The sequence below is a fragment of the Vibrio alfacsensis genome (assembly GCF_019670485.1).
In the GTDB taxonomy this organism is placed as follows: Bacteria; Pseudomonadota; Gammaproteobacteria; order Enterobacterales; family Vibrionaceae; genus Vibrio; species Vibrio alfacsensis.
Genome location: NZ_AP024166.1, coordinates 923,117 through 946,526, shown reverse-complemented (window position 1 = coordinate 946,526; position 23,410 = coordinate 923,117). Strand labels below are relative to the sequence as shown.

General features: G+C 44.0%; 25 protein-coding genes. 14 read left to right on the top strand and 11 right to left on the bottom strand.

Annotated features, from left to right (window positions below):
* Positions 1 to 64 precede the first annotated feature (64 nt).
* Positions 65 to 2,065 carry a HAMP domain-containing methyl-accepting chemotaxis protein gene (locus tag VA249_RS18700; RefSeq protein WP_221070230.1) on the top strand — a complete coding sequence of 667 codons (2,001 nt, stop codon included), beginning with the start codon at positions 65 to 67 and terminating at the stop codon, positions 2,063 to 2,065.
* Positions 2,066 to 2,281: 216 nt separating this feature from the next.
* The gene (locus VA249_RS18695; protein WP_128813090.1) at positions 2,282 to 2,761 is read left to right on the top strand and encodes a Dps family protein; all 480 of its coding nucleotides are present in this window, start codon (positions 2,282 to 2,284) and stop codon (positions 2,759 to 2,761) included.
* Positions 2,762 to 2,848: 87 nt separating this feature from the next.
* Here the strand turns inward: VA249_RS18695 and VA249_RS18690 are convergent, their stop codons facing one another.
* The 5 genes from VA249_RS18690 to VA249_RS18670 form a co-directional block, all read right to left on the bottom strand.
* Complete coding sequence (locus VA249_RS18690) at positions 2,849 to 3,463, bottom strand: HAD family hydrolase (protein ID WP_221070228.1); 615 nt, start codon at positions 3,461 to 3,463, stop codon at positions 2,849 to 2,851.
* A 165-nt stretch (positions 3,464 to 3,628) separates the two neighbouring features.
* Positions 3,629 to 4,729 carry a PQQ-dependent sugar dehydrogenase gene (locus VA249_RS18685; protein ID WP_221070225.1) on the bottom strand — a complete coding sequence of 367 codons (1,101 nt, stop codon included), beginning with the start codon at positions 4,727 to 4,729 and terminating at the stop codon, positions 3,629 to 3,631.
* Positions 4,730 to 4,880: 151 nt separating this feature from the next.
* Positions 4,881 to 6,029: an L-threonine dehydrogenase gene (gene yiaY / locus VA249_RS18680; protein ID WP_221070224.1), complete on the bottom strand. Its 1,149-nt coding sequence runs from the start codon at positions 6,027 to 6,029 to the stop codon at positions 4,881 to 4,883.
* Between the two features lie 334 nt (positions 6,030 to 6,363).
* Positions 6,364 to 7,014, bottom strand: coding sequence for an isoprenoid biosynthesis glyoxalase ElbB (gene elbB, locus VA249_RS18675; RefSeq protein ID WP_221070222.1), 651 nt, complete (start codon positions 7,012 to 7,014; stop codon positions 6,364 to 6,366).
* Between the two features lie 11 nt (positions 7,015 to 7,025).
* Positions 7,026 to 7,172, bottom strand: a complete 147-nt coding sequence (locus VA249_RS18670) for a hypothetical protein (RefSeq protein WP_221070220.1) — start codon at positions 7,170 to 7,172, stop codon at positions 7,026 to 7,028.
* 130 nt (positions 7,173 to 7,302) lie between these two features.
* Between VA249_RS18670 and yddG the strand changes: the two genes are divergently transcribed.
* Complete coding sequence (gene yddG, locus VA249_RS18665) at positions 7,303 to 8,205, top strand: aromatic amino acid DMT transporter YddG (protein WP_221070218.1); 903 nt, start codon at positions 7,303 to 7,305, stop codon at positions 8,203 to 8,205.
* Between the two features lie 241 nt (positions 8,206 to 8,446).
* Here the strand turns inward: yddG and VA249_RS18660 are convergent, their stop codons facing one another.
* A complete protein-coding gene (locus VA249_RS18660) occupies positions 8,447 to 9,340 on the bottom strand; it encodes a cation diffusion facilitator family transporter (protein ID WP_211916870.1) in 894 nt (297 codons plus the stop codon).
* Positions 9,341 to 9,551: 211 nt separating this feature from the next.
* Positions 9,552 to 10,430: a LysR family transcriptional regulator gene (locus tag VA249_RS18655; RefSeq protein ID WP_128813084.1), complete on the bottom strand. Its 879-nt coding sequence runs from the start codon at positions 10,428 to 10,430 to the stop codon at positions 9,552 to 9,554.
* A gap of 185 nt (positions 10,431 to 10,615) precedes the next feature.
* On the opposite strand from VA249_RS18655, the gene VA249_RS18650 reads away from it, so the two are divergent.
* Entirely contained in the window at positions 10,616 to 11,191 is a 576-nt protein-coding gene (locus VA249_RS18650) for a class I SAM-dependent DNA methyltransferase (protein WP_164837306.1), read from the top strand.
* 118 nt (positions 11,192 to 11,309) lie between these two features.
* Here the strand turns inward: VA249_RS18650 and VA249_RS18645 are convergent, their stop codons facing one another.
* Positions 11,310 to 13,286 (bottom strand): acetoacetate--CoA ligase, encoded by a 1,977-nt coding sequence (locus tag VA249_RS18645; protein WP_221070216.1) that lies wholly within the window; start codon positions 13,284 to 13,286, stop codon positions 11,310 to 11,312.
* Positions 13,287 to 13,508: 222 nt separating this feature from the next.
* On the opposite strand from VA249_RS18645, the gene phhA reads away from it, so the two are divergent.
* Both phhA and VA249_RS18635 read left to right on the top strand, forming a co-directional pair.
* Positions 13,509 to 14,303 (top strand): phenylalanine 4-monooxygenase, encoded by a 795-nt coding sequence (phhA, locus tag VA249_RS18640; RefSeq protein WP_221070214.1) that lies wholly within the window; start codon positions 13,509 to 13,511, stop codon positions 14,301 to 14,303.
* Positions 14,293 to 14,634 (top strand): 4a-hydroxytetrahydrobiopterin dehydratase, encoded by a 342-nt coding sequence (locus VA249_RS18635; protein WP_221070212.1) that lies wholly within the window; start codon positions 14,293 to 14,295, stop codon positions 14,632 to 14,634. Before phhA ends, VA249_RS18635 begins: the two co-directional genes overlap by 11 nt.
* A gap of 113 nt (positions 14,635 to 14,747) precedes the next feature.
* Here the strand turns inward: VA249_RS18635 and VA249_RS18630 are convergent, their stop codons facing one another.
* Complete coding sequence (locus VA249_RS18630; protein WP_221070210.1) at positions 14,748 to 16,517, bottom strand: choice-of-anchor I family protein; 1,770 nt, start codon at positions 16,515 to 16,517, stop codon at positions 14,748 to 14,750.
* A 201-nt stretch (positions 16,518 to 16,718) separates the two neighbouring features.
* On the opposite strand from VA249_RS18630, the gene VA249_RS18625 reads away from it, so the two are divergent.
* Positions 16,719 to 17,063, top strand: a complete 345-nt coding sequence (locus VA249_RS18625) for a HopJ type III effector protein (RefSeq protein ID WP_221070208.1) — start codon at positions 16,719 to 16,721, stop codon at positions 17,061 to 17,063.
* A gap of 91 nt (positions 17,064 to 17,154) precedes the next feature.
* Here VA249_RS18625 and VA249_RS18620 read toward each other — a convergent pair whose 3' ends face one another.
* Positions 17,155 to 17,463: a cysteine-rich CWC family protein gene (locus tag VA249_RS18620; RefSeq protein ID WP_221070206.1), complete on the bottom strand. Its 309-nt coding sequence runs from the start codon at positions 17,461 to 17,463 to the stop codon at positions 17,155 to 17,157.
* Between the two features lie 159 nt (positions 17,464 to 17,622).
* On the opposite strand from VA249_RS18620, the gene VA249_RS18615 reads away from it, so the two are divergent.
* From VA249_RS18615 to VA249_RS18595, 5 genes are all read left to right on the top strand, one after another.
* Positions 17,623 to 18,309, top strand: a complete 687-nt coding sequence (locus VA249_RS18615; protein WP_221070205.1) for a DUF3313 domain-containing protein — start codon at positions 17,623 to 17,625, stop codon at positions 18,307 to 18,309.
* A 3-nt stretch (positions 18,310 to 18,312) separates the two neighbouring features.
* Positions 18,313 to 18,528: a DUF3820 family protein gene (locus tag VA249_RS18610; protein ID WP_128813076.1), complete on the top strand. Its 216-nt coding sequence runs from the start codon at positions 18,313 to 18,315 to the stop codon at positions 18,526 to 18,528.
* A 39-nt stretch (positions 18,529 to 18,567) separates the two neighbouring features.
* Positions 18,568 to 18,813, top strand: a complete 246-nt coding sequence (locus VA249_RS18605; RefSeq protein ID WP_221070202.1) for a hypothetical protein — start codon at positions 18,568 to 18,570, stop codon at positions 18,811 to 18,813.
* Positions 18,814 to 19,116: 303 nt separating this feature from the next.
* Positions 19,117 to 19,596 carry a YehS family protein gene (locus VA249_RS18600; protein WP_221070201.1) on the top strand — a complete coding sequence of 160 codons (480 nt, stop codon included), beginning with the start codon at positions 19,117 to 19,119 and terminating at the stop codon, positions 19,594 to 19,596.
* Between the two features lie 629 nt (positions 19,597 to 20,225).
* Entirely contained in the window at positions 20,226 to 20,996 is a 771-nt protein-coding gene (locus tag VA249_RS18595; RefSeq protein WP_221070199.1) for a DUF2076 family protein, read from the top strand.
* 86 nt (positions 20,997 to 21,082) lie between these two features.
* Here the strand turns inward: VA249_RS18595 and VA249_RS18590 are convergent, their stop codons facing one another.
* Complete coding sequence (locus tag VA249_RS18590) at positions 21,083 to 21,331, bottom strand: hypothetical protein (protein ID WP_221070197.1); 249 nt, start codon at positions 21,329 to 21,331, stop codon at positions 21,083 to 21,085.
* 465 nt (positions 21,332 to 21,796) lie between these two features.
* Between VA249_RS18590 and VA249_RS18585 the strand changes: the two genes are divergently transcribed.
* Both VA249_RS18585 and VA249_RS18580 read left to right on the top strand, forming a co-directional pair.
* Entirely contained in the window at positions 21,797 to 22,501 is a 705-nt protein-coding gene (locus VA249_RS18585; RefSeq protein WP_221070195.1) for a DUF969 domain-containing protein, read from the top strand.
* A 3-nt stretch (positions 22,502 to 22,504) separates the two neighbouring features.
* A complete protein-coding gene (locus tag VA249_RS18580) occupies positions 22,505 to 23,410 on the top strand; it encodes a DUF979 domain-containing protein (protein ID WP_221070193.1) in 906 nt (301 codons plus the stop codon).

Sequence of the window (23,410 nt, the reverse complement as noted above, 5' to 3'; positions counted from 1 at the left end):
CATACCCTTAACATTTGTTCAGATGTCGTTATATTAGAAGCTCATCGTTGTTAGGAGTTTATGGATGAACCTTACGATATCAGGGAAGTTGCAGCTCAGTTTTGTGCTGCTAGCCGTACTTTTTATGGCATCAGCGGTATTCACGTATCGCAACGTCGCGTCCGTTGAGCAATACGCCTCTTCGTTACTTAAATCTGATCTACCGACAGTGGATACCAGTCGAGGTATTCAACAGTCCGTTCAAGCCTCGCTTTCTTCTATTCGAGCCTACATGCTGTTAGGAGGCGATGAAGAGGCAAATGCTCGTCTAAGTGAAGATGTACGTAATATTATGGCATCAACGGACGAATCTCTTCCTACGTTAAAGACTTTGATCTCAGAACAGGATTTTCAAACGACTCAAAGCCAATGGAATGCGGTGAAAGAGTCGTTAAATCAGTTGCTTGAGTTTAGCCACAGTGACGAGAATTTACCCGCGCACAATTTATTCATAAACGAAGCGGCTCCGATTGCTGAGGTGGCGTTGGATCAGCTGCAAAGTTTGATCAATGAGGAGTCAGGGAACCCATTTGGTGGTGACAGAAAGCGACTTTTTAAAGTTTATGCTGACAGCTATACCTCGCTAGCAAATGCGCTTTCTGCATTGCGCGATTTTTTACTGTATGGGCAGCAAGAGCATTTAGAAAAGTACCAAGACTTTATCAAATACCATAATCAATCTGTAGCGGAAATCGACAGTAAACTGGATAGGCTTTCGGACAACGATAAATCGTTGTGGTCACTGTTTAAAGAGATGCAACAGCTATACTTTCCCCTCGCTGAGCAGGTGATTGCATTGCGACAGTCACCAGAATGGAACACATCGAACGTGTTAATGGCCAATGAGTTGCTGCCAGCAGCAAGTTTGCTGGAGCAGAGTTTAGAAACCATAGTCGTGACGCAGCAACATCGCGCGGACCTAAGCGGTCAGGGGATCAATCAGTCGATTAAGAACGTGCTCACAACCATGTTGATTGCAGCAGGCTTGGTACTTTTATCTGCGATTGTGATTTCAAAATACATGGGTAATACCATTGGTCGACGTGTGAAGAATTTATCTGAGCGAGCAAGCACGATCGCTTCAGGTGATGTATCTCAATCGCCTTTAGCTGTCGTTGGAACTGATGAATTGGCCGATCTGACCGATTCTATTAATCGCATGAACGAGTCATTGGCAAACATTGTCTCCGGAGTAAGCGATAAAGCACACCAAGTGGATGCCAGCATGGGTGAGTTGCTCGACTCTGCCCAAGCGACTACAGCGAACGTTGAACACCAACAAGCGCGCATCGTGCAAATGGGTGAGCAGTTGGATGAGATTGCTATGGCTGCACGAAACACATTGGATCAAGCGCATCAATCGGTCAAGAAGTTGTCGGACTCTAAAGAGGAACTTGAACACGGAAGAAATGCGCTGGAGCAAAACAAAGTTACGATGGAAGATTTGCATGGACGAATAGAATCAGCCAATACACAAGTTTCACAGTTAAGTCGGGAAAGCGAAGCCATCGGCCGAGTAACAGAGGTCATTGAGGGGCTTGCAGAACAAACGAATCTATTGGCTTTGAATGCGGCCATAGAAGCTGCAAGGGCTGGAGAGCAAGGTCGTGGTTTCTCTGTTGTGGCTGACGAAGTACGTATGCTTGCGACCAGAACGACAGAATCAACCACTGAGATTAACGGTATTGTTCATGCCATTCAGCGTTCAACAAACTCTGTGGTTCAAGAAATAGAGCAGAGCCAATTATTGGCTGAGCAAGGCTCGGATCACATTGAGAAAGCCGTAACACGTTTGGTGTCTACCACAGAAGAGATCGGCTCACTGAATGGGCAAATGTCTGAACTTGCCGCCGCCGCCGAGCAGCAATCTCATGCCACAAACTCGATCACAGATTTGATGTCTGACATTACTCAATCCGTTGATGAAGTGTCTAACAACAGTCAACATGCCTCTGATACATCGTTACAGGTGAAGCAACAAGTGACAGAACTCAATCAACAAATGGCGACGTTTAAAACCACATAAATGCACGAATAATAGCAAAAGCCCAGCACAGTTGAGACAAAGTGCTGGGCTTTTTGCTGGATTGTACTCCTATATTCTACATTTTGCTCATTGTATTTAGCTATTTTAATCATAGATAAAACCAAATTTTCATCATTCTCGCTGAGTCGTAATATCACTTCATCGGCAGCAAACACTGCAAAAGAATTCTAACTTTATTCTCTTAGGAGCAAGATCATGAGTAAACAAGCAAGCCTAATTGGTTTAGACAGCCAACAATCAGAACAACTTGTACAACAACTGAATCAACTTCTTGCGCATTACCAAGTGTTTTATATGAATACACGCGGTTATCACTGGAACATTAAAGGCAAACAGTTCTTTGAACTTCATGTGAAATTTGAAGAAATTTATACCGATCTACAATTAAAAATTGATGAACTTGCTGAACGTATTTTGACGCTGGGTTACACCCCTGCGCATGCATTCAGTCATTACTTAGAATCGAGTGAAATCAAAGAACATCAAAATGCAACTTCCGGTCAGGAATGTGTGCAAGGCTTAGTCGATGGCTTTAGCGTACTGCTCATTAAGCAGCGTGACATTTTACAAAATGCGGGTGATGCGGGTGATGAGGGTACGGCGGCATTGATGAGTGATTACATCCGTGAGCAAGAAAAACTAATGTGGATGCTGAACGCTTACCTACAGAGTTAAGTTGAAAGTAAGAGGCGCGTTTGGGAAAGCGCGAATCAATCGGGAATAAGTCAGAGGGGCACGTTGGTGCCCCTTTTAGTATGTCTGCTATGTGCGCTCTAACGAGAGAAAATAACCGAGCAAATCGCTTAACTCCCCAAGCGATAAAGAAGCTGAGTTGTTGAATGCCAAATCGTGACCATGATGAATGAGACAAGAGGGCATTTGTGCGTTATACGCGGTCTGCAAGTCGTATAAGTAGTCTCCCACATAAAGAACCTCATGTGGTAGTAAGCGCCACTCTTTAGCCAGTACTTGTAGCGATAATGGGTTGGGCTTTGGAGGGAAACATTCTCGAGTGATAACTCGCTCTACGGTGATTTGGTTGTGTTCAAGTTTTCGTTGCGTTGCGATTTGACAATTACGGGTAACGATGGCGGTCTTGAACGCTTTTTGATGTAAATGCGCCAAGAGTTCATGGCATCCAATCATAGGGGAGGAGTGTTCGGCATCAGAGATTTCATGGTCAAAAATGACGTTATGTGCATGCTCCCTGAGATGTGGATGATCGAGTGCATCGACAAAATTCAATAAGTCTTCGCTTGGGGGGCAACCGAGTTGGCGGCGTAAATCGGTGAAGTTCATATCAGAGCTCACCAAGGTGTTGTCTAAATCAAACACGACAGCTTTAATTTTTTTGAGCTGCAAACGGAATGGAACCATAATGACCTCGTACAACATAATCGGAACGGTAATCAATTTAGCTTCTAACCTAACTGAACTATCTTTTTAAAAACAAAAAGTTAATTAAATTTAGTTTAGAACTCCTTGGTTGCTTTGTACGAAAATAAATCAATCACGTATCACAAAGTTTGAAAGCGGTTTAAGTCACGATGTTTTGTCAGGAGTGCTTTCAATGACCTCAAGCTGAAAGATCTTTCCGCTATCTGTGGAAAAATAAATGTAACCATCAGGACTCACCGTAATATCTCTGACACGCTCCCCGAGGTTTTCCATCAAGCGTTTCGATTCAGTGAGTTTTCCATTCTTAATCGAGACCACATTAATGTGCGCAAGCTTCAGTGCGCCAGCCAAGATCTTCCCATCCAGTTCTGGGTATTTATCACCTCGGTATAAAATCATGTTACTAGGTGCGATAGAGGGGATATACACCAGTTTTGGATCGATCATTCCTGGTAAAGATTTTGCTTCTCCTACATCAAGTGGCCCCCAGTATTCTTTGCCGTGGGAGGCTTTTGCCCAGCCGTAGTTTGCGCCTTTCTTAATCAGGTTAATCTCATCGCCACCGCGCGGTCCATGCTCAATAGACCAAAGTTGGTTGGTTGTTTGATCATAGAACATCCCTTGTGGATTTCGATGCCCATAGCTCCAAATTTCAGGGCGGGCTTGCGAGTCTTTGAATGGGTTATCTGTTGGTACAGAGCCATCAAGGTTAAGACGAAGAATGCTACCGGCATGGGTTTGGGTGTCTTGGCCATTGTCGCGCTCTCCGCGATCACCAATAGAGAAGTAGACTTTGTCGTCAACAAATGCAATACGGCTGCCGTAGTGACGACCTGTGTCCGTGATCGCGTCTGCAACAAATAAGTCTTTCCAACCCACGAGCTGATTGTTTTGTAATTGCGCCGTCGCTAACACAACAGTGTTGCCTTTATTGGTGCGCTTACTGTAGGTAAAGAAGAGTTGTGGTTTTTGCTTGTCGGAATTGGGAGCGAGCGCAACATCCAATAAGCCCGCTTGACCGCTGGTGTTTACATCGGGGACGTTAAACAGCTTTTGAGGTTTGCCGGATGTGATATCAAGTAACGAAACCGTACCGTTCTTTTCATTGACGATAATGCGTTGGTTATCTAAGAACTCGATTCCCCAAGGTATTTGAAATCCGTTTGCCACTTCATTTGCTCGGTATTCGGCGGCATTAGCAGAAAGGGACAAACAAGTGAGTAGGGCACTAGCAATCGTTCTCATGGATCCTTCCAATATGAATCGTGTCAATGCTTAAAAACTAACACTAAAAGAGGACGTTTGGCAGAGCATTACTTGTATAACAATGTAAAAAATCCCCGATACGAGATCGGGGATTGAATTTAAGCAATAGAGAAGTATTGGCTCAGTGAGCTTACATCGCTTCTTCGAAGATCTTAGAGATTTCTTCGTGCGTTGCTTGTTTAGGGTTAGTGAAACCACAAGCATCTTTTAGTGCGTTGTCTGCAAGTGTTGGGATGTCTTCTAGCTTCGCACCAAGCTCTTTGATGCCTGATGGGATACCTACATCTTTTGCTAGTGCAACAATAGCGTCGATAGCCGCAGCTGCGCCTTCTTCCGCTGACATACCCTCAACGTTTACGCCCATCGCTTTCGCTACGTCGCGTAGACGCTCAGGACATACTTGTGCGTTGTAACGTTGCACGTGAGGTAGAAGAATCGCGTTACAAACACCGTGTGGCAGGTCGTAGAAACCGCCTAGTTGGTGCGCCATTGCGTGTACGTAACCTAGAGATGCGTTGTTGAACGCCATACCTGCCATGAACTGCGCGTATGCCATTTGCTCACGAGCTTCTAGATCTTCACCGTTTTTCACTGCTGTGCGCAGGTATGCTTGAATCAACTCGATCGCTTTTATTGCTACAGCGTCAGTGATTGGCGTTGCCGCGATAGATACGTAAGCTTCCACAGCGTGCGTCAGTGCATCCATACCTGTTGCCGCGGTTAGCGAAGCAGGTTTCGCAAGCATTAGCTCAGGGTCATTTACAGAGATAAGTGGCGTTGTGTGCTTATCAACGATAGCCATCTTAATGTGACGCTCTTCGTCAGTGATGATGCAGAAACGAGTCATTTCAGATGCTGTACCTGCAGTCGTGTTGATTGCAATAAGTGGCATCATTGGTTTTGCAGACTGATCTACGCCCTCGTAATCACCGATTTTACCGCCGTTAGAAGCAACAAGCGCGATGCCTTTTGCACAGTCGTGTGGAGAGCCGCCACCTAGCGAGATCACGAAGTCACAGTCGTTATCTTTAAGCAGTGCTAAACCGTCATTTACGTTACTGATCGTTGGGTTTGGTTGAGTGCCATCGAACACAACGGTTGCTACGCCGCGTTCTGTGAGTAGATCTTGAACCTGTTTTACTACGCCGATTTGGTTAAGAATCTTATCCGTAACAATCAAACCTTTTTTAAAGCCTTGAGATTGGATGCTGTCTGTTGCGTCTTTCAAACAACCAGCGCCCATTAGGTTTACAGTAGGGATAAAAAATGCACTTGTCATATTGGATTGCTCCGTCGTTATTTTTAATAATCTTTCTTAATCTGTCATTAACTCTCGCATACCCTGTTCTTGATTTAGTTTGATCTAGAACAAGTTTACCCCCTAAGGAGTATCTTTAAGCCGGAAAGTGTGATGGCAGTCTTGTTGCACAATGAGTTGGTGCAACACCTAATTAACTTAGCGCAAATAATTTATTTAACACGTAAACGATTGCAGAAATTGGCGGAACTTGTGAGGTTTTTGTCTCAGTTATACTAAAGTATAAAAAATCCCCATTAATATGTTATCTATCAATGGGGATGGGTATAATGTGTTGTAAGCAAACGTTTCCTTTTTATGCTATTTCGACCAACTTATTGACCAATTTATCGATGCCTGACGCTGCTTGTGAGATATTTTCCGCTAACATATAAGCTGGAGTGGAAAGGACCTTATGATTCTCATCAAAATGGACTTCATCAACTTGGCAATCAATGTGTTCACCACCCATTCGATCAAATGCCGCGGCCGTGGCTTCATCGTTGCCTATGGTGCCTTTTACGCCTTGGTCATAAATCATAGGGATAATGGTCGGTGCAATACACAAATAGCCAGCCGGTTTGTTTGCTTTTGCAAATGCGCGGCATGCCTGGGCCACGTGAGTATTGATTGAACACTCTGCGCCTGCGATGGCAAAGTCGGTAAGGTTTTTGGCTACCCCAAAGCCGCCAGGAAGAAGCAGAGCATCGTATTCGTCGACATTCAATTTCGCAACATCGTCAATGTTACCGCGAGCAATACGTGCCGATTCGACTAAAACGTTACGTGTTTCATCCATTTCTTCGCCGGTTTTATGGTTGATAACGTGGAGTTGGTTTATGTTAGGAGCAAAGCAGTGCCATGTTGCTCCTGCTCTTTCAATGGCATATAGGGCGAGTACGGCTTCGTGAATTTCAGTGCCGTCATAAACGCCAGAGCCACTTAGTATAACTGCGATTTTTTTCATGATTGAATCCCTTACTCAGAGCTGCCCTTAGATTGACCATCATTATCTAAGTCTTGTTTTTCCGAATGTGTTTCAACGTTTTCACTTTCGTTGTCTTCATCATAGTAGCGTACAACAAAAGGTGTCAGCATGACGCTCGATGGTAGAAAATGCTTCATATTCAACTCCAACCGCTCAATAGAATCTTCTTTATACCGAATTTGGAAAAACACTTCGTTGAAGCTGATCATTTTTGAGGTAAGCTTGCTCTTTCGATCGTATCCCTGAGTAGTAGGTCACATAGATAAAATGCAATCCGTACAGTTTCGTTTCACTCTTTATGGCTGTGTAGCCATCCTTTTCTGGAGCTGTTTACTTGGTATCGCAAGGCTCGTTACAGAAAGTTTAGGGCCTGTTGGTGGGGCCGCTTTACTTTACTCGCTTAGCGCTCTGTTCTTGTTGATTGTTGTGGGTATTCCAAAGCTCTCTTATTTTTCGCCTAAGTACTTATTACTTGGTGGAGCGATGTTTGCCTGTTACGAAATTTTTCTCGCACTTGCATTAGGCTATTCCCACTCGCGATCTCAAGCGATAGAAGTTTCAATCGTCAATTATCTGTGGCCTGCCTTGACGGTATTGTTTGCCGTGTTAGGAAGTAACAAGAAACCTCATTGGTTACTTTATCCAGCCGTTACGCTCGCGTTCGTCGGGGTCGCTTGGACAGTGAGTGGCGATAGTGGTTTATCACCTAGCCAGTTAATAGATAACGTTAGCAGCAATCCTTTGGTGTACTTTATGGCTTTTTCTGGTGCAGTCATTTGGGCCGTATATTGTAATTTGACGCAAAGGCAACAATCCAAACACAACGCGATTACTTTGTTCTTTATTGCTACCGCGGTTTCTCTATGGGTCAAGTATGCATTTGCCGATGAGCCTCCGATGACGTTTAGTTGGGCTGCAATGGGTTACTTGTTTTCTGCTGCAGTATTAATGGCAGGCGGCTATGGCTTGTGGAATATCGCGATTGTCGGGGGGAATATGGTGTTTCTTGCCACCTTGTCGTACTTCACACCTATTTTTTCTGCGCTGTTTTCTTCAATCATTCTTGGTGTGACGTTAAGCCACAGTTTTTGGCAAGGGGTGGTCATGGTGACGCTTGGCTCTCTTATATGTTGGTTAGTCACGAGAGAAAAACGTCAACCATCGAAGTAATGATTTTATGGCTTTCTGATATAAAAAAGCGCCAAGCTGAAGTGATGCTTGGCGCTTTTTTGAGTTCTCATTTATGCTCGTTGTTTCTTTGTTGTTTGCGGAGCTTGTAGATTCTCGCTGAGCGTGAGGTTTTCGTTGATCTTGAGGTTTTTCTGAGCTTCGGGTTCTTACTGTTCTTGTGGTTCTTACTGCTTTTGAGCTTCTTACGGCTCTTAAACATCCCACTGCGCTTGATGGTACTCTAGTAAGCGACGTTTAAGTTTAGTTGAAGTTTGAACCTGTGCTTCGATAGACGTTTAGTTAGCTGTTTACGAGTTTGTTCGAGTGTATCTAATTGAAGCGTATCGTCATCCACATGAACATCGACATTCACTCGAAGCTCTTGACCAACTTTAGTGACACCTGCCAACTTTAATTGGTGTTCTGTCACTTTTTCTATTTCAAGTACATCGTTACCTACGCTCTGACAAAGCTCTTTGCTTGGCGTCATCATCAGTAGCTCACGTAGCGCACTCACAAGCATATCAAACGGTACTTTTAGAAAGTAGAAGCCCATCAATAGCATCATCATTGGGTCAGCGTAAACTGCGTAGTGCGCATAAGGCGTAAGTGATATTAACCATGCAGCGACAAAACCTACGGTAACCGCAACACTAAGCAGCGTATCCATTAGCCATTGTTTTTTCTCAGCTTCAATAAGACCAGATGAAAAACGACGGCTTTTCTGGGCCATAAACCACCAAGCATAACCACAACCAACGACGTTTACGATACCAAAAATGGTTGCGATAGAAGCATTCACCTCTCGGCCACCGGACATCAATGCCGTTACTGCTGAATACAATGAAAAGCTCACAACAACTAAAATCACAGCGGCTTTAATTGCAATCACAACAGGTTCTAGTACAGCTTTACCGAAAGGAAAAATAGATTTTGATGGTTTGCTGATGTAGTACGACGCGGCCAGTGACAATAAAGTTAACAGCAGACTGACGAGAGAATAAACACCATCAAACACAATGACAATAGAGCCAACAAGCAAGCCTAGCACCATGCCTCCAATCGCAAACCCAGAAGCTAAAAGGGCTGAGAAAGTTAAGATGCGGTTTTCGTTTTTGCTTGTCCTGTCACACATAAAAATTGCCTTCGTTTATTACGTCCTTACATTCTTCTCTTGCAGACGAATTTAAGCAAATAGAAACTGTGTAACTTTTAAACGAAGCAATAGGGAGTTATAAGTAATATGTTTTAATACAATGACTTATTGTGATAACTTACTGTCAATAATATTGACGCTCACTGATGGATGACTCGATACACGATGTATTCAGAAGTCGAATAGATACTTAGAAGTCAAATAAATAGTCACTTAACTTATCGGCTAGCCAACTCATTGCTGGGTGTTCGGTTTGGCCATTTGGAATGAACATGCAGTAATCTTCTTGTGTTAAACCATAGGTGTGTTTGATGACTGCGAGCTTTTGATGGCGCAAGTAGTGTCTGATCAAAGGTTCTGGCAGTACACCCCAAGCGTCTTCTTCTAAAATGGTATTAAGCATGTAATCGAAGCTGGAGAAACCGATATATCGTGTTGAGAATGGTTGAAGCTCTGGATTATCTTTTTCGTTAAGGTAAACCATCAAAGCTTGCATTTGATTTCTTAAATCTTCATCGGTAACACGGCGCATTTTTCTTAATGGATGCTCGTAGCTACAAACCGACATCATGCGGATTTTACCCAAAGGGTTGTAAACAATGTGTGGATCGTCGACGCGTTCGTAATCGACCCCAAAAGCAAAATCGACTTGTTGCGTACTGACAAGGTTTGCTAAATCACCACTTGACGCCAAAATCAGGTTAAACGTCGTAGAGGGGAAGCGATTGTTGAGCGTATGGGATAATTCTTGCCATAACTCATCTGGCAGCGAATCATCTCGAGCGACCCATATTTCGGCGTTGAAACCATCAGAGACTTGGGCGCAGGTCTTTTTTATGCGTTGCGCGGTAACTAACAAGCTTTCGCAATCTTTGTAAATCGCTTTACCCGCTTCAGAAAGAGTGAGCTGATTACCGGTACGGTTGAATAGCTCGACGCTCAAGTCTTTCTCAAGTGCCTTGATAGACATACTGAGTTTGGTTCGGTTGCAGTCGAGCAGTCGAGCGGCCTCAGAAACCGATCCACTATCCGCAATTGTACAAAACGCTTCAACTTGAGCTAAGTTCATGATTCAGCAAGACCTAAACAGAAATGATGGTAAAACAGCAATGGGAAAACAACACGTGTTGGAATGGATGCCCAATGCTTAGAGAGATTAACGAAAAAAACGCGCTTCTGCCAGATAACTCTATGGTGTTTTGATGTTTTTGCGGTACTCTATGAGGGTTACAAGAAGTGAACATGGAGGCCAAGATGGCACAAGATTGGGACGGCTTAGCAAAGAACTGGGAATCAAACCCAGCAACAGAACAATTTGCTCAGTCGGTGTTTGCACAGTTACAACAGCTTACTCAGCTTGATGGCATTAAAATATTGGATTTTGGATGTGGGACCGGGCAACTAAGCCAATTGTTGTCTCCACTTGCGAAAGACATCGTTGCACTGGATGCATCAGAAGCGATGATTGAAGAGCTAGATAAAAAAGAGTTGCTCAATGTTGAACCCGTTGTCGATGCGTTGTCACGTGGTTTAGCTGCCCAGCACCCAGCTTTTCGTGGTCAGTTTGACCTTGTTGTTGCTTCCTCTGTATTGGCGTTTGTCGAAGATGCTGACGCATCGTTAGAAATATCGCGCTCGTTACTTAATAAAGATGGCTATTTTGTTCACTTTGATTGGATTGCAGAATCCGAAAAAGAGGGCTTTACACTAGCAAAATCAGAGGCTGCATTAGTGAATGCGGGCTTTAAAGATGTGGAATCAAAGAAAGTATTTGAAATCACGTCAGATGGACAAACGATGTCTGTTTTAATGGGTATTGGACGTCGTTAAACGAGATAAAGATTTTGATAAAAGCGAGCGGTGTTGCTCGCTTTTTTGTTCGGTTTTTTTGTTCGTAAGTAGCTAACTTTGGTTGCCAGTCATATCGTTTTCTAGTGAGTCACTAGGGTTAGCATTTGCTCATCGTCATCTTTTTGATCTCTTGCAAGATGTCAGGGTTAGCAATGGCCCCCATGTTCTCGACGGGCTTACCATTAATGATTTGTTTCACCGCAAGCTCGACCAGTTTTCCCGATCGAGTTTTGGGAATATCACTGATTGCAAAAATTTCGCTAGGCACATGTCGCGGTGAACAAGCCGCCCGCAAGGTAGTGTTGATTTCTGCGATTAGGCTTTCAGTCAGTTCGTCACCTTGCTTGAGTTGCACAAATAACCAAATTTGCTCATTACGCTCAATTTCTTTTCCGACAGCTATTGAATCGACAACGCTTTCAAGCGCGTTAACTTGCTGATAAATCTCCGCAGTGCCGATTCGGACACCACCAGGATTGAGTGTCGTGTCGCTGCGACCAAAGAAGATAAAACCACCCGTTTTCGTTCGCATGACATCATCACCATGATGCCAAATGTTCTCAAACTTATCCCAATACGCATGGTGGTAACGCGCTCCCGAGTCGTGCCAGAATCCTGCGGGGAAATTGGGGATAGAATTACCACAAACGAGTTCACCACGTTCTTCTGTTACCGTCACACCGTTCTCGTCAACTGCTCTAGCATCGATGCCGAGCCCCGCATTTTGACATTCTCCCCTATAGACGGGCGAAATGGGGTTTCCTAATACAAAGCAGCCGCAAATATCCGTCCCACCAGAGATTGAAGCTAAATGCACATCGTGCTTGATGTGTTGGTATACATAATCAAACTGTTCGGGATAAAGGACAGAGCCGGTTGAGCATAGTGTTTTAAGTGACGGTAGTTCAAAATGATCAATGGGCGAGAGGCCTGTTTTCTCTATGGCTTCTAAATATTTAGCAGATGTTCCGAATAGACAGATCTCTGCGCGCTGTGCGAGACTCCACAGCACGTCGGTGTGTGGGAAAACTGGGCTACCTTCGTAGATCACTAGACACGCACCACTAGCCAGTGCTGAAACATGCCAGTTCCACATCATCCACCCGCAAGTTGTATAATAAAAAACACGATCTTTTGGCTGAATATCGCAGTGAAGTTGATGTTCTTTGAGGTGATTGAGCATGGTGCCACCTACGGAGTGAACAATGCACTTCGGTTTTCCTGTGGTTCCAGAAGAATACAGAACAAACAAAGGATCATTAAACTTAACGCGATGGAAGCTCAATGACTGGGGAGCGTATTGACTTAACAGGCTGTCCCAATCTTGGGTGCAAACGTCGCACTCAAAAACATGAGGCTTGAGGTAGCCAATTTGACAGACTTGTTTAATGCCGGGTAATTGGTCTGCAATTTCTTGGTTCTTTTCCGCCATATCAAACATTTTGCCATTAAACGTATAACCGTCGCAGGTGAACAGCACTTTGGGCTTTACTTGGCCGAAGCGTTCAATCACACTCTCAACCCCGAAATCGGGTGAGGTCGATGTCCATATTGCGCCTAAGCTTGTGGCTGCGAGCATCGCAATGATCGTTTGTGGAATATGCGGTAAATAGCCGGCCACGACATCACCGCTTTCGACACCACATTCTTGCAACCATTGCTGCACACTAGAGACTTCATCGCAGAGCGCTTGCCATGTGTAAGTTTCACGATGTTCCCGTTCGTTCTCAAACCAGATCGCGAGTTCATTTGGGTTTTGAAATGCTAAACTCAGTAAGTTTTCCGCATAATTCACTTGTGCATCGGGAAACCATAACCGATCTCTATTTGTGATCGGAGCTTGCCAATGGCTTGTTCCCAACACACTGACATCATCGCCTTGGCTACCGATTAAGTCACAAAACAACCAGACTTCTTGCCAGAATTTTTCATCTTGCTCAATCGACCATTGATGGAGGTCATCGTAGTTTTTAAGCGCATGCCCTTGACGATTAATGTGGTCAATAAACTGGGTAATGTTCGCCTGGTGAATTCGATCATCCGTTGGCTGCCAAACTTTGCTGTCCTTATGCATTTGCGTCCCCAATAACAAACTTTTAACAGGTTTAGTCTGGAGTGAAGCAGGGGTATTGTCAAACCTGTTTAAAAATCAATCAGCTCATATAAATCATATTGTTACGAGTGAATGTAAATAAAACGTTACACGCCGAATAAGTGAACAAAACCAAGCAGATATTGGAAGCGTAAATCAGAATGGATAGGCTTGATGTAAAGGGATTGTTAACGGAGGCGTGTGATGACTCAATACCATTCTAAGCCCGTCAGTGAAGATGGCATAGTAAATTGGAGTACTGAAGAGAACGCAATTTGGCATGATTTGGTGGCGAGGCAAATGAGCGTGATTCAAGGGAGAGCTTGCGATGCTTACTTACATGGTTTGAAGTTGCTCGATCTACCGAGAGATCGTGTTCCACAGTTACCAGAGATCAATCGCGTTTTGATGGAAACCACCGGTTGGCAAGTGGAGCCAGTTCCAGCGTTGATTGATTTTGATCGATTTTTTAATTTGTTGGGAAATAAGCGTTTTCCTGTCGCCACGTTCCTGCGATCACGTGATGAGTTTGATTACCTACAAGAGCCTGATTTTTTCCATGAAATTTTTGGGCATTGCGCAATGTTGACCAATCCAGATTTCGCCGCTTATACCGAACATTACGGTCAGTTAGGTCAGGCCGCGACGCCAAAACAGCGAGCATACTTGGCACGTTTGTATTGGTTTACGGTTGAGTTTGGGTTGGTTAGAGAGGGGAAACAAACCAAAATCTATGGGGGTGGGATTCTTTCATCGCCAGGCGAGACGCTCTATTCATTGGAAAGTGATGTGCCGATTCGTGATGATTTTGATCTGCAAACCGTGTTAAGAACGCCTTATCGTATTGACATCATGCAGCCTAAATATTTTGTGATAGATGATCTGTCGCAGCTTTTCCAAATCAGCCAACTGAATTTATTGAAACAAGCGGATCTGGCGATTGAAGCCGGATTGCTTCCGCCACTATTTGAACCAAAGGAACCTGCTCATGTTGAATGAACAAAAATGCGAAGCTTGCAGTATCGATGCAATTGCCCTGAGTAAAGAGGAGCAACAATCTTTGCTGCTTCAATTGTCCGATTGGCAGATCATGGAGAGAGAGGAGATTCCACAATTAGAAAAGGTCTATAAATTTAAGAACTTCAAACAAGCGTGGGCATTCAGTAACAAGATTGCGGAGCTCGCAGAAGAGGAATTCCACCACCCATCTATTTTGCTAGAGTGGGGAAAAGTGACCGTTACGTGGTGGAGCCACTCAATCAAAGGGTTACATAAGAATGATTTCATCTGTGCGTCGAAGTGCGATGCGTTAGCTGTGGTAGATCAATAGATGAAGAACAGAGACTCGAGATTTGACATCGCGTGGAATTAAACTTTACAAAAAGCGCCCGAATTTAGATTCGGGTGCTTTGCTTTCAAATGTCTCGTCGTGAAAGATGAGCACTAAAGCTCAATTCGGAATACGGACGTGGTACCTGATACTTCGTTACCGACAGCAATAAAATGTTGCCCATTGCGTGTAAAGTAATTGATTGACTCTGGCCCTAAATCTCCCGCTTTAGGGTTGTAGATATCAGTCTTACAGTCTCCGTCTTCCACTTGGGTACAAACAGGTTGATGGTAATCACGACGATTAACGTAATGAACAAACGTGGCTTGCATTGGATTTGAGATGTCGTAGACCATAATGCCGCCTTGGCGCTCTAGACCAATAAATGCGTAATGGCGGCCGTTGATGTACGCGACTTCAATGGCTTCTGGTTCAATGCCTTTATCGTCACTACGGTCGTCTCCGCTTTCGTTGTTATCATTGGTGCTGTTGAAGTTTTGGCCCTGGTTCATAAACGCAATCTTCGCGAAATCATCCCCACTGTCGAAAATGAGCTTGGCATTTTCATCCCAAATCGAGAATGAACGCGCGCCAAACGCTTGCACGTTCTCTTGTGCTGTCAGCGTTTGCTCAGGCTTGATCACTTTTAGGCGCGCGAGTTGTTTGTTGTCTTTTAGTGTTTCTGCCAGTGGGTGGTCTGACGCCACTTTCAGTTTCTTTCCGCGTACTTCGTCTACATGACTAAGGCAAGCCCCTTGCTCTGAAGTGTACTTATCAGTTCCGAGGTAATTGTCTTCATCCCATTTAAAGCCAGCTTGGTCACAAAGTGCTTGGGTTGTTGTGAAACCATACTCGCGACCATCCCCCTCGTTAGCTGAAACAATGTAGGTTTTGCCATTAACGGAGTAACTGTCGAGTGTATCGGGCATGTATAAGCCGACAAGCTGAGGGTAGTGCTTGAAGTTGCCAATGATCTTGTCTTTGTTGGAGGCATCCAGTGTCGAGTCAGACCAAGATTTCTCGCCTAGACCTACAATCTTCTCTACAGATTTGCTTGCAGGGTCCACGATTGCCATGGCGTTGTTTTCCTGCAGTGCTACGTAAATTTTGCCGTTGTCTGCAAAGGTGAGGTATTCCGGCTCTAGATCTTGTGCGACAGCCGCATTGGGGGCGGATATACGTACGCCAGCAGGCAGTTCAGATTTACGCTCGCCATCAAATTCGTTGAACCCAATTTGCGTGACTTCGGCATTGTTCACGCCTTGGCTTAAGTCGATTAGCGTTATGCTGCCCTCAGGATCAACACTGTAATCACCATTTGGTTCGCCTTCGTTGGCAGTCGCAATGTATCGACCGTCTTTGGAGAATCCAACCATATCCGGAAGTGCGCCAGTTGGGTAGATGGCGATCAATGACAAATCGTCAGAGCGATATAAACTCACAATACCGTTTGCTTGTTTGTCGCTATTTTCTATTGCAACCGCGACCAACCCATTAAATACCGCAACGCTGTTTGCCGCGCCTATGGCGATCCCTGCCGCTTTTCCGGCACTTTCTAAATCCATGGTTGCGGTCTGAGAGGGTGTGCCAGCGTCATTCATTGACAAAACATCGATACGCTTGGCTTGCGCGTTAACAACATACAGTTTGTCAGTACATGCATCGTATTGGACAATCTCTGCTGCTGAGGTATCGAAAGGTGCATTGGCAATGGACGTCCCCATGAAAGTTAAGCCTTGAATTGCGGTATCACCAACGCTAGGTGCCTGAGTGGTTTTGCATTGCTCGCTGAAAGAAGAAAGCGAGCTTACTGGCTGTGATGCGCATGCAATGGCGAGCGATGATAATGTCAAAACACCTATTGCCTTAAATGGGGTGGTCATGTTATTTCCTTATAAATGGTCTATGTGATCAGTCAACGCCAGTGCTCTGAGGACCAATGTTTGGGCATCAATTCAGAGTGTTGAGTATTAATTGGCGTGTCATTTAATAAGGTTATGAATATATGTATGATTTATGACTCTTATATTGGCTTTTTATGAAACAAATATGTCATTACGCAATGACTTTAGGATTTGGGAATAATGGAATTAAAACAATTTTTGGATGCGCTAATGGCATCACCGGAGACCGTCGAGTTTGAAACAACAATGGCGGCGATTGAGGCAAACTACGAGTTTACGCCCACCGCTTTTGCGAATGGTGAAACATACAATAACGCAGATGAAAACAATGGATCGTGTAAGATCTTCGCATTCGGTTTACTGAATCACTTAGATAAAGACGCGACACTTGCGTGTTTTGGACGTTTTTATCGCGAAGATGTATTGGCGAACCCAGAGAACAATGACCACCAAAACATACGTAACTTTATGGTGACAGGTTGGAATGGCGTGAAGTTTGAATCCGACGCGTTAGTTCTGAAATAGATCGCAAACAACCGTAATTTCGATGGCAAGTCAGTTCGCTAGGTAATATGAACAATTTATATAAACAATCAATATAAACAAGTATTACGAACTAGGCGACTGGCTTTTTCTCCAAACATTGACGACACAAACAAAGTTGTCCCGCCTCTGGCTTGGGTAAATCTCTAGTCTCAATATCAAAGCACCAGCACGTTTCTTTCCCAGCTGTAATATCGCAGTGTGCATTCGTACCGCATTCAGGACACGAGTGAGTTGAATCATTGCCAAGCAGTTGCTCGATGATGGCATCTCTCTGCATGTCGGATTTGTCTTTCCACTGTACTATTTCTTCCATGGTTCGGTGACAGCCAGAACAGATTCCGCCATTGTTTTTACAGGCCGCGCGGCAAGGTGACTTCATTATTTCTCTCGTTATGCTTTCCAGTAAACGGCGTACTTTAACACGAAACGATGCTTCGGGAATCTCTATCCTCCACTCAATAAAATATCTGTTTAGTGAATAAATACTGGTCAATATTATATGGAATGATAGACTGTATTTTTCAGATAAGGAGTAGATATGTTGAAGTTATTGATCAAATGTGTGTCTGTTGGTTTGTTGGGGGCAGTGTTAACCGGTTGTGCTGGTGGTCCTATTGTCAGTGGCACTACATTCACTTCTTATGAGGATTTTCGTGCGGGACCAGAGGGTGGTGTGGATCTCGTTTGGGCGCGAGTTGGGTTGCGTGATGCGACTCGATTGAAAACCAAACTCGATGAATACGATAGCGTAGTTATCGACCGAGTCATGGTTGTAGTGAAAGAGTCCGAACTGGATGATGATGAAATTAGTGAGTTAACTACCTACATGGTTGATAAGCTAAAAATGCGCATCTCGCCAGTAAAAAAGATGGTTGAACAGCCCGGAGAGAAAACACTTCGCTTGAGTATCGCAATCAGTAACGTTGAAACGCCAAATCCAGTACTGGCTGTCACATCAAGCATTCTTCCTGTCGGCTTAGGGATTTCTACCATCTCGAAAATCACAACAGGCGAGCACACCAATGTAGGCTCGGCAACGGTAGAGTTACTGGTTAGCGATTCCCAAACCGATACACCTCTTTTTGCCGCAATAGACCGTCAAGCGGGAAATAAAGACTTCTCGACCATGATTGATTCTTTGGATGATGCTAAAGATGCAATTAACTGGTGGGTCGATCGCTTGGGTGTTACCCTTAGCCAAGACTTATCACAAACCACGCTGTAATCCATGTTAGAAAAAGAAAACCTATTAAAGCTCGCTCGTATGCAAATGCCATTTGGTAAGTACGCAGGACGTGTGCTGATTGATTTACCAGAAGAATACTTACTCTGGTTCGACAAAAAAGGTTTCCCAGATGGGGAGCTAGGTGATTTGTTGAAGCTTTGCCTTGCACTGAAAATTGAAGGTTTAGACAGTGTGGTAAAACCTTTAAAGCGCATGTAACCTGCCACAGAAATCCTCATTTTAATTAAAAGACTTATTATGAATTTTGATATCGATGCTCTGAAACACCACCAATTGGTCGAAGATGGTCAACTAGAAGGGTGTTATATTCATCAGCCTGCTCAAGGTAGTCAGCAAGGTGATAAAGCGGTTTTGGCTGAACGCCAAGCGTTAGAAAAGATGGGATATAAGGTAATACAGGTTAAAGCTAAAGGCAGGACAACAACGTTTGCTGAGGCGATGCAACAGTTTGCGAACAAGACGGGTTACCTGCTCAAGGAGTAAGCGAGTGTAACCTGCCACAGGCCCTAAGTTTTTCCACGATGCCATGTGTTTTCATTCAAAAGAGTCCGTCTTCACAAAGAGCCAACCGTTAGGCCGACTCTTTTTTGCCCCATTCATTGCCAGTAACGTTTAACTTCGCCAGTTAGTTCGAATAGGCCGTCTTATTTCCATTTTTTAACCTACCGAAGAAACGTGTTCTCTGTTAGAGTCACCGTCAACTACGCTATTGAATAAAGACACCCACAGATCGCATGTAATTGATGGATTTTTATTCACCCTTAGAACTCATTTTAGGAATCCCTAGTGACTAACAACGAAATTTTACGTCGTATCCAACACGCGTTAAACCTTAAAAACGCACAGATAATGAAAGCTTTCGAGCAGGCCGAAGTCACTGTGGCTCACGATAAAGTCGCAAACTGGTTAAAAGATGAAAGCGACAAATCTTGCGTTAAGATGAAGGATCAAGAGTTGGCGGTATTCTTAAATGGCTTTATTAACCTCAAGCGAGGCAAAAAAGACGGCGAGCAACCTAAGCCAGAAGTCGCGTTGACCAACAACATGATTCTCATGAAGCTGCGCATTGCGCTAGACATGAAAGCAGAAGATGTGTTGGACGTATTAGAAGTGGTTGGCATTAGTTTAAGTAAATACGAAATTGGTGCATATTTCCGCAAGCCAAACAACAAAAACTACAAACAGTGTGAAGACCAACTGCTTTGCGACTTCTTAAATGGTGTGCAGTTTACCAATCGTCCAGATTCTGAAGAGTTTACTGGGTAGTTTTTATCTCGAATCAAACGTGGTAATTGATTAAAAAGCGAGAACCATTTCATTTGGTTACTCGTTTTTATCATGTTAAAGACCGATATTAGAGCTTCATAATCACGTCAACTCTTTGTCTTTCTTCAGTAGATTCCTATCAGACCACGCTGAAATTTGGTCGGCTTTTAGAATCAAGCCCCCCTCGATGACCCCACCAAGATAAACCTAAGCTAAAACCTTAAGCCAGTTAGGGGCCTCATCACTGAGAATGATGAATGGTACACTCCACGCCAGCGTAGTTAAGATCATTTGTACGATCATAGAACGTCCCCCCTTTTTTGTTCGCTCTTTACTACGCTATCACCACTTCAAAACTTGGCTCGCAGGCATTGTCCAAATGTGATTTACAGCGCCTAGTAAAATACTATTGCTAGCTCTAAAAATTGAAGGTTAGACTCATTTGTGAAGCCACTTAAGTACGGCCATTATCCTAAGTAGGAGAGATTGTCGTAGTGATCCCAAGCTTTGGGTATAAATATAAGAGAATGTAAATTTGCAATATAAGTTTGTCTTGCGATCAACGTAGGGGAATCGGCGTATTGTGCGGCTATCTAATTCCTATTTCTCGTCACTAAGCGAGGATATTTATGACCCCACAAGAACAAGAACTTATCCAGAAGTTAGCCGAAAAAATGCGTGTTAATCAAAACAACGTAAAAGATACAGCCGCCGCTCAGCTCATCCAAGAACAGATCACCTCTCAACCCGACATTGTTTATCGTCTGACACAAGTTGCTCTTGCTCAGGAAGTCGCGCTCAAAGAGTTAAAAGAACGAAACGAGTATTTGCAACGCAATGCCGAGTTTTATAAACAAGAATCGAGCAGAAGTAGTCTAAATCGAATGTTTGGTGGGGATAAAACGCCGCCGCCACCACCTCAGCCAGCTTACCGACCAAGTGCTTTTAGCGGATTTATGCAAACGGCAGCTGGGGTTGCGGCTGGTATGGTCGCAGGAAATGCACTGAGCCATTTATTTTTCGGAGGTGAGCATACTTCACCAATGGTTGACGATATCACCAATAACACCATCATAGAACAGTCTGAAGAGAGCGCGAATGACCACGTTGATCCCGCGCAGGATGCCAATAATCAATCAACAGATACGACTGACAGCAGCAGTGGTTTTCTAGATGGTACTGATAATTATACGCAAGATTATACTGGCGGAGGCTGGAGCCAAAACTCAGGCTTTGATGATAATTCAGGCTTTCAATCGTCAGGGTTCGATGATGGGAATACGTTTAACGATGACTCATTTACGAGCAATGATGCCGATAGCTTTGGTGGAGGCGATGGCTTCTTTAGCGGCGATGACCAAGACTTTGGTGGTTTTGGCGATGATGACAGCTTGTTTTGAGATACGTCATTAATATCAGACGCTAAGTAACACAACCCAACATAAAAAAGCTCGCAAATTCGCGAGCTTATCAAATGAGACGGTTTTTAGTGTTTACGTTGAGGGCCGTTACGAACGATCTCTTTACCATTGTCGTAAACATGTTGGGATACCCAACGGCCTAAAAGTAGCTGATGTTTGTCGCCAAGCACAGCGACAAAAGGGCGACCATCGGTATTGGATGTTGCCAGTGCCACACCTGTTACACCATCAAGACCCAATGCACCGCTTTCAATTAGGTGAAGAAACGCCTCTAACTCTTCTAATGTTTCGATAACTTGATTATCAATATTCATCGTATTCAATCTCTTGAAGATACTTCATCGCTGCGTACTCTAACGAAGTTAGGCGAATAAACCAAGATCTCACTGGTAAATTCCAGCTTATCAAAATTAATAGACTATGACGGAATTGGTCTCTCTAGCATAAATCTAGTCTCAAGAGCTCCGATCTCTATCGTAAACATGAAAATAATCTTGTTGGACATCACAAAAATGTTTGATTGAAGCACGTCTTTTTTGGCACTTATACTCGTGTGGTCATCGCAGAAATACAAAGCGTTGAAAAATAAAGTTAAGTAATGGGTATGAAGTCATATTGGTGTGAACCATGGGTTAATGTCTGTCGGTGCATCAGTTGCCAATAGATTTCAAACCCCTTGTTTAAGTTTAACAATAATAAATAAACCTAGATGGCGATGAGATGTTCAGAGCTGAACATGCGCAAAACGTTTAGGAATACAGGCAGTGCAGAGTGATTTTATGATTGATTTATGGCCATTGATTGGCATTGTGATTATTACAGTGGGGCTAGCGTTAAAGCAGAACACATTGCTAGTTATTTTGGTTGCAGGTGTAGCAACAGGCTTGGTTGCTGATATTGCGGTGATGGATATTTTATCTACTTTGGGGCAATCTTTTACTCAAAACCGCTATATGTCTTTGTTTATTCTTATCCTCCCTATGATTGGCATTCTTGAGCGTTATGGTCTGCGTCAACGTGCAGAAGACCTGATCGGTTCAATGAAAAAAGCATCGGTCGGTAAAATCTTGATGACTTACTTGCTTCTGCGCAAAGTGACCAATGGTATGGGGCTAAACATCGGTGGCCACCCATCAATGATTCGTCCATTGATTGCGCCAATGTCAGAGGCCGCAGCGGAAAAGTCTTCTCCAAATCTAGCTGAAGAAAAACGTCAAACCATTCGTGCTTTGTCTGCCGCGAGTGAGAACTTTGGTAACTTCTTTAGCCAATTACTTTTCATTGGTACGGGCGGTTTGCTGCTTATTAAAGGCGTAATGAGTGATAACCAACTGGATGTTGCGTTGGAAACGATGGCGTTGTGGGCATTGCCTACTGCGATTGTGTCGTTCGTGATATTTGGCATTTACACCAAGTTTATCAGTGCGCGACTGAATACATCGCCATCGATAGAGCAAGTTACTGCGCAAGAAGAGGGGAAATAAGCCATGCTTGAGTACGTATATCAGGCCACGGGCCTATTGTTGTTGGCATTTTCTCTACAAACGTTTTTAGATAAGAACAATCCAAAAAGGGTAGGAACAGGCCTATTTTGGTTGATCTACGGTATTACCTTTATCTTTGGTGCGATGATCCCTCATTGGGTAACGGGTGCAATGGTTCTGGCTTTGACAGCGCTTGCCGCTGGTGGCTTCATGGGGACAGGTAATTACGGCACGACCACTGATGAAGAGCGTAAAGAGACGGCCTCTGTACTTAAGAACAAGTTGTTCATCCCTGCGATCGTTGTGCCAGTTGGTACCGTACTGATTAGTCAATTCACCTCATTGGGCGCATTGGTTGGTCTTGGATTCAGCTCTATTGCTGCCATTGTGGTTGCATTAATGATTACTCGCAGCCAACCGATGCACAGTCTGAACGAGGGTCGACGTCTGATTGACTCTATTGGGTGGGCGGCAATTTTATCTCAGTTCCTTGCCGCATTGGGTTATCTATTTAACCAAGCTGGCGTGGGTGATACGGTGGCTGCCATCGTTAAGATGATGATCCCAGAAAACATGTTACTGGTTAAGGTGATTGCGTACTGTGTTGGTATGATGCTGTTTACCGTTGTTATGGGTAATGCATTTGCCGCTTTTGCGGTGATCACGACCGGTATCGGCATTCCATTGCTGATTGTAGAGAACGGCGGAAATGCAGCCATTATTGGTGTATTAGGGATGCTATCAGGCTATTGCGGTACATTGATGACTCCGATGGCGGCAAACTTCAACATTGTGCCAGCAGCACTGCTTGAACTAAAAAATAAACACCATGTCATTTTGATGCAGGTTGTGCCAGGTTTGGCGATTCTTGTCTTCAATATCTTTGTTATGTATACCTTTGCGTTTTGA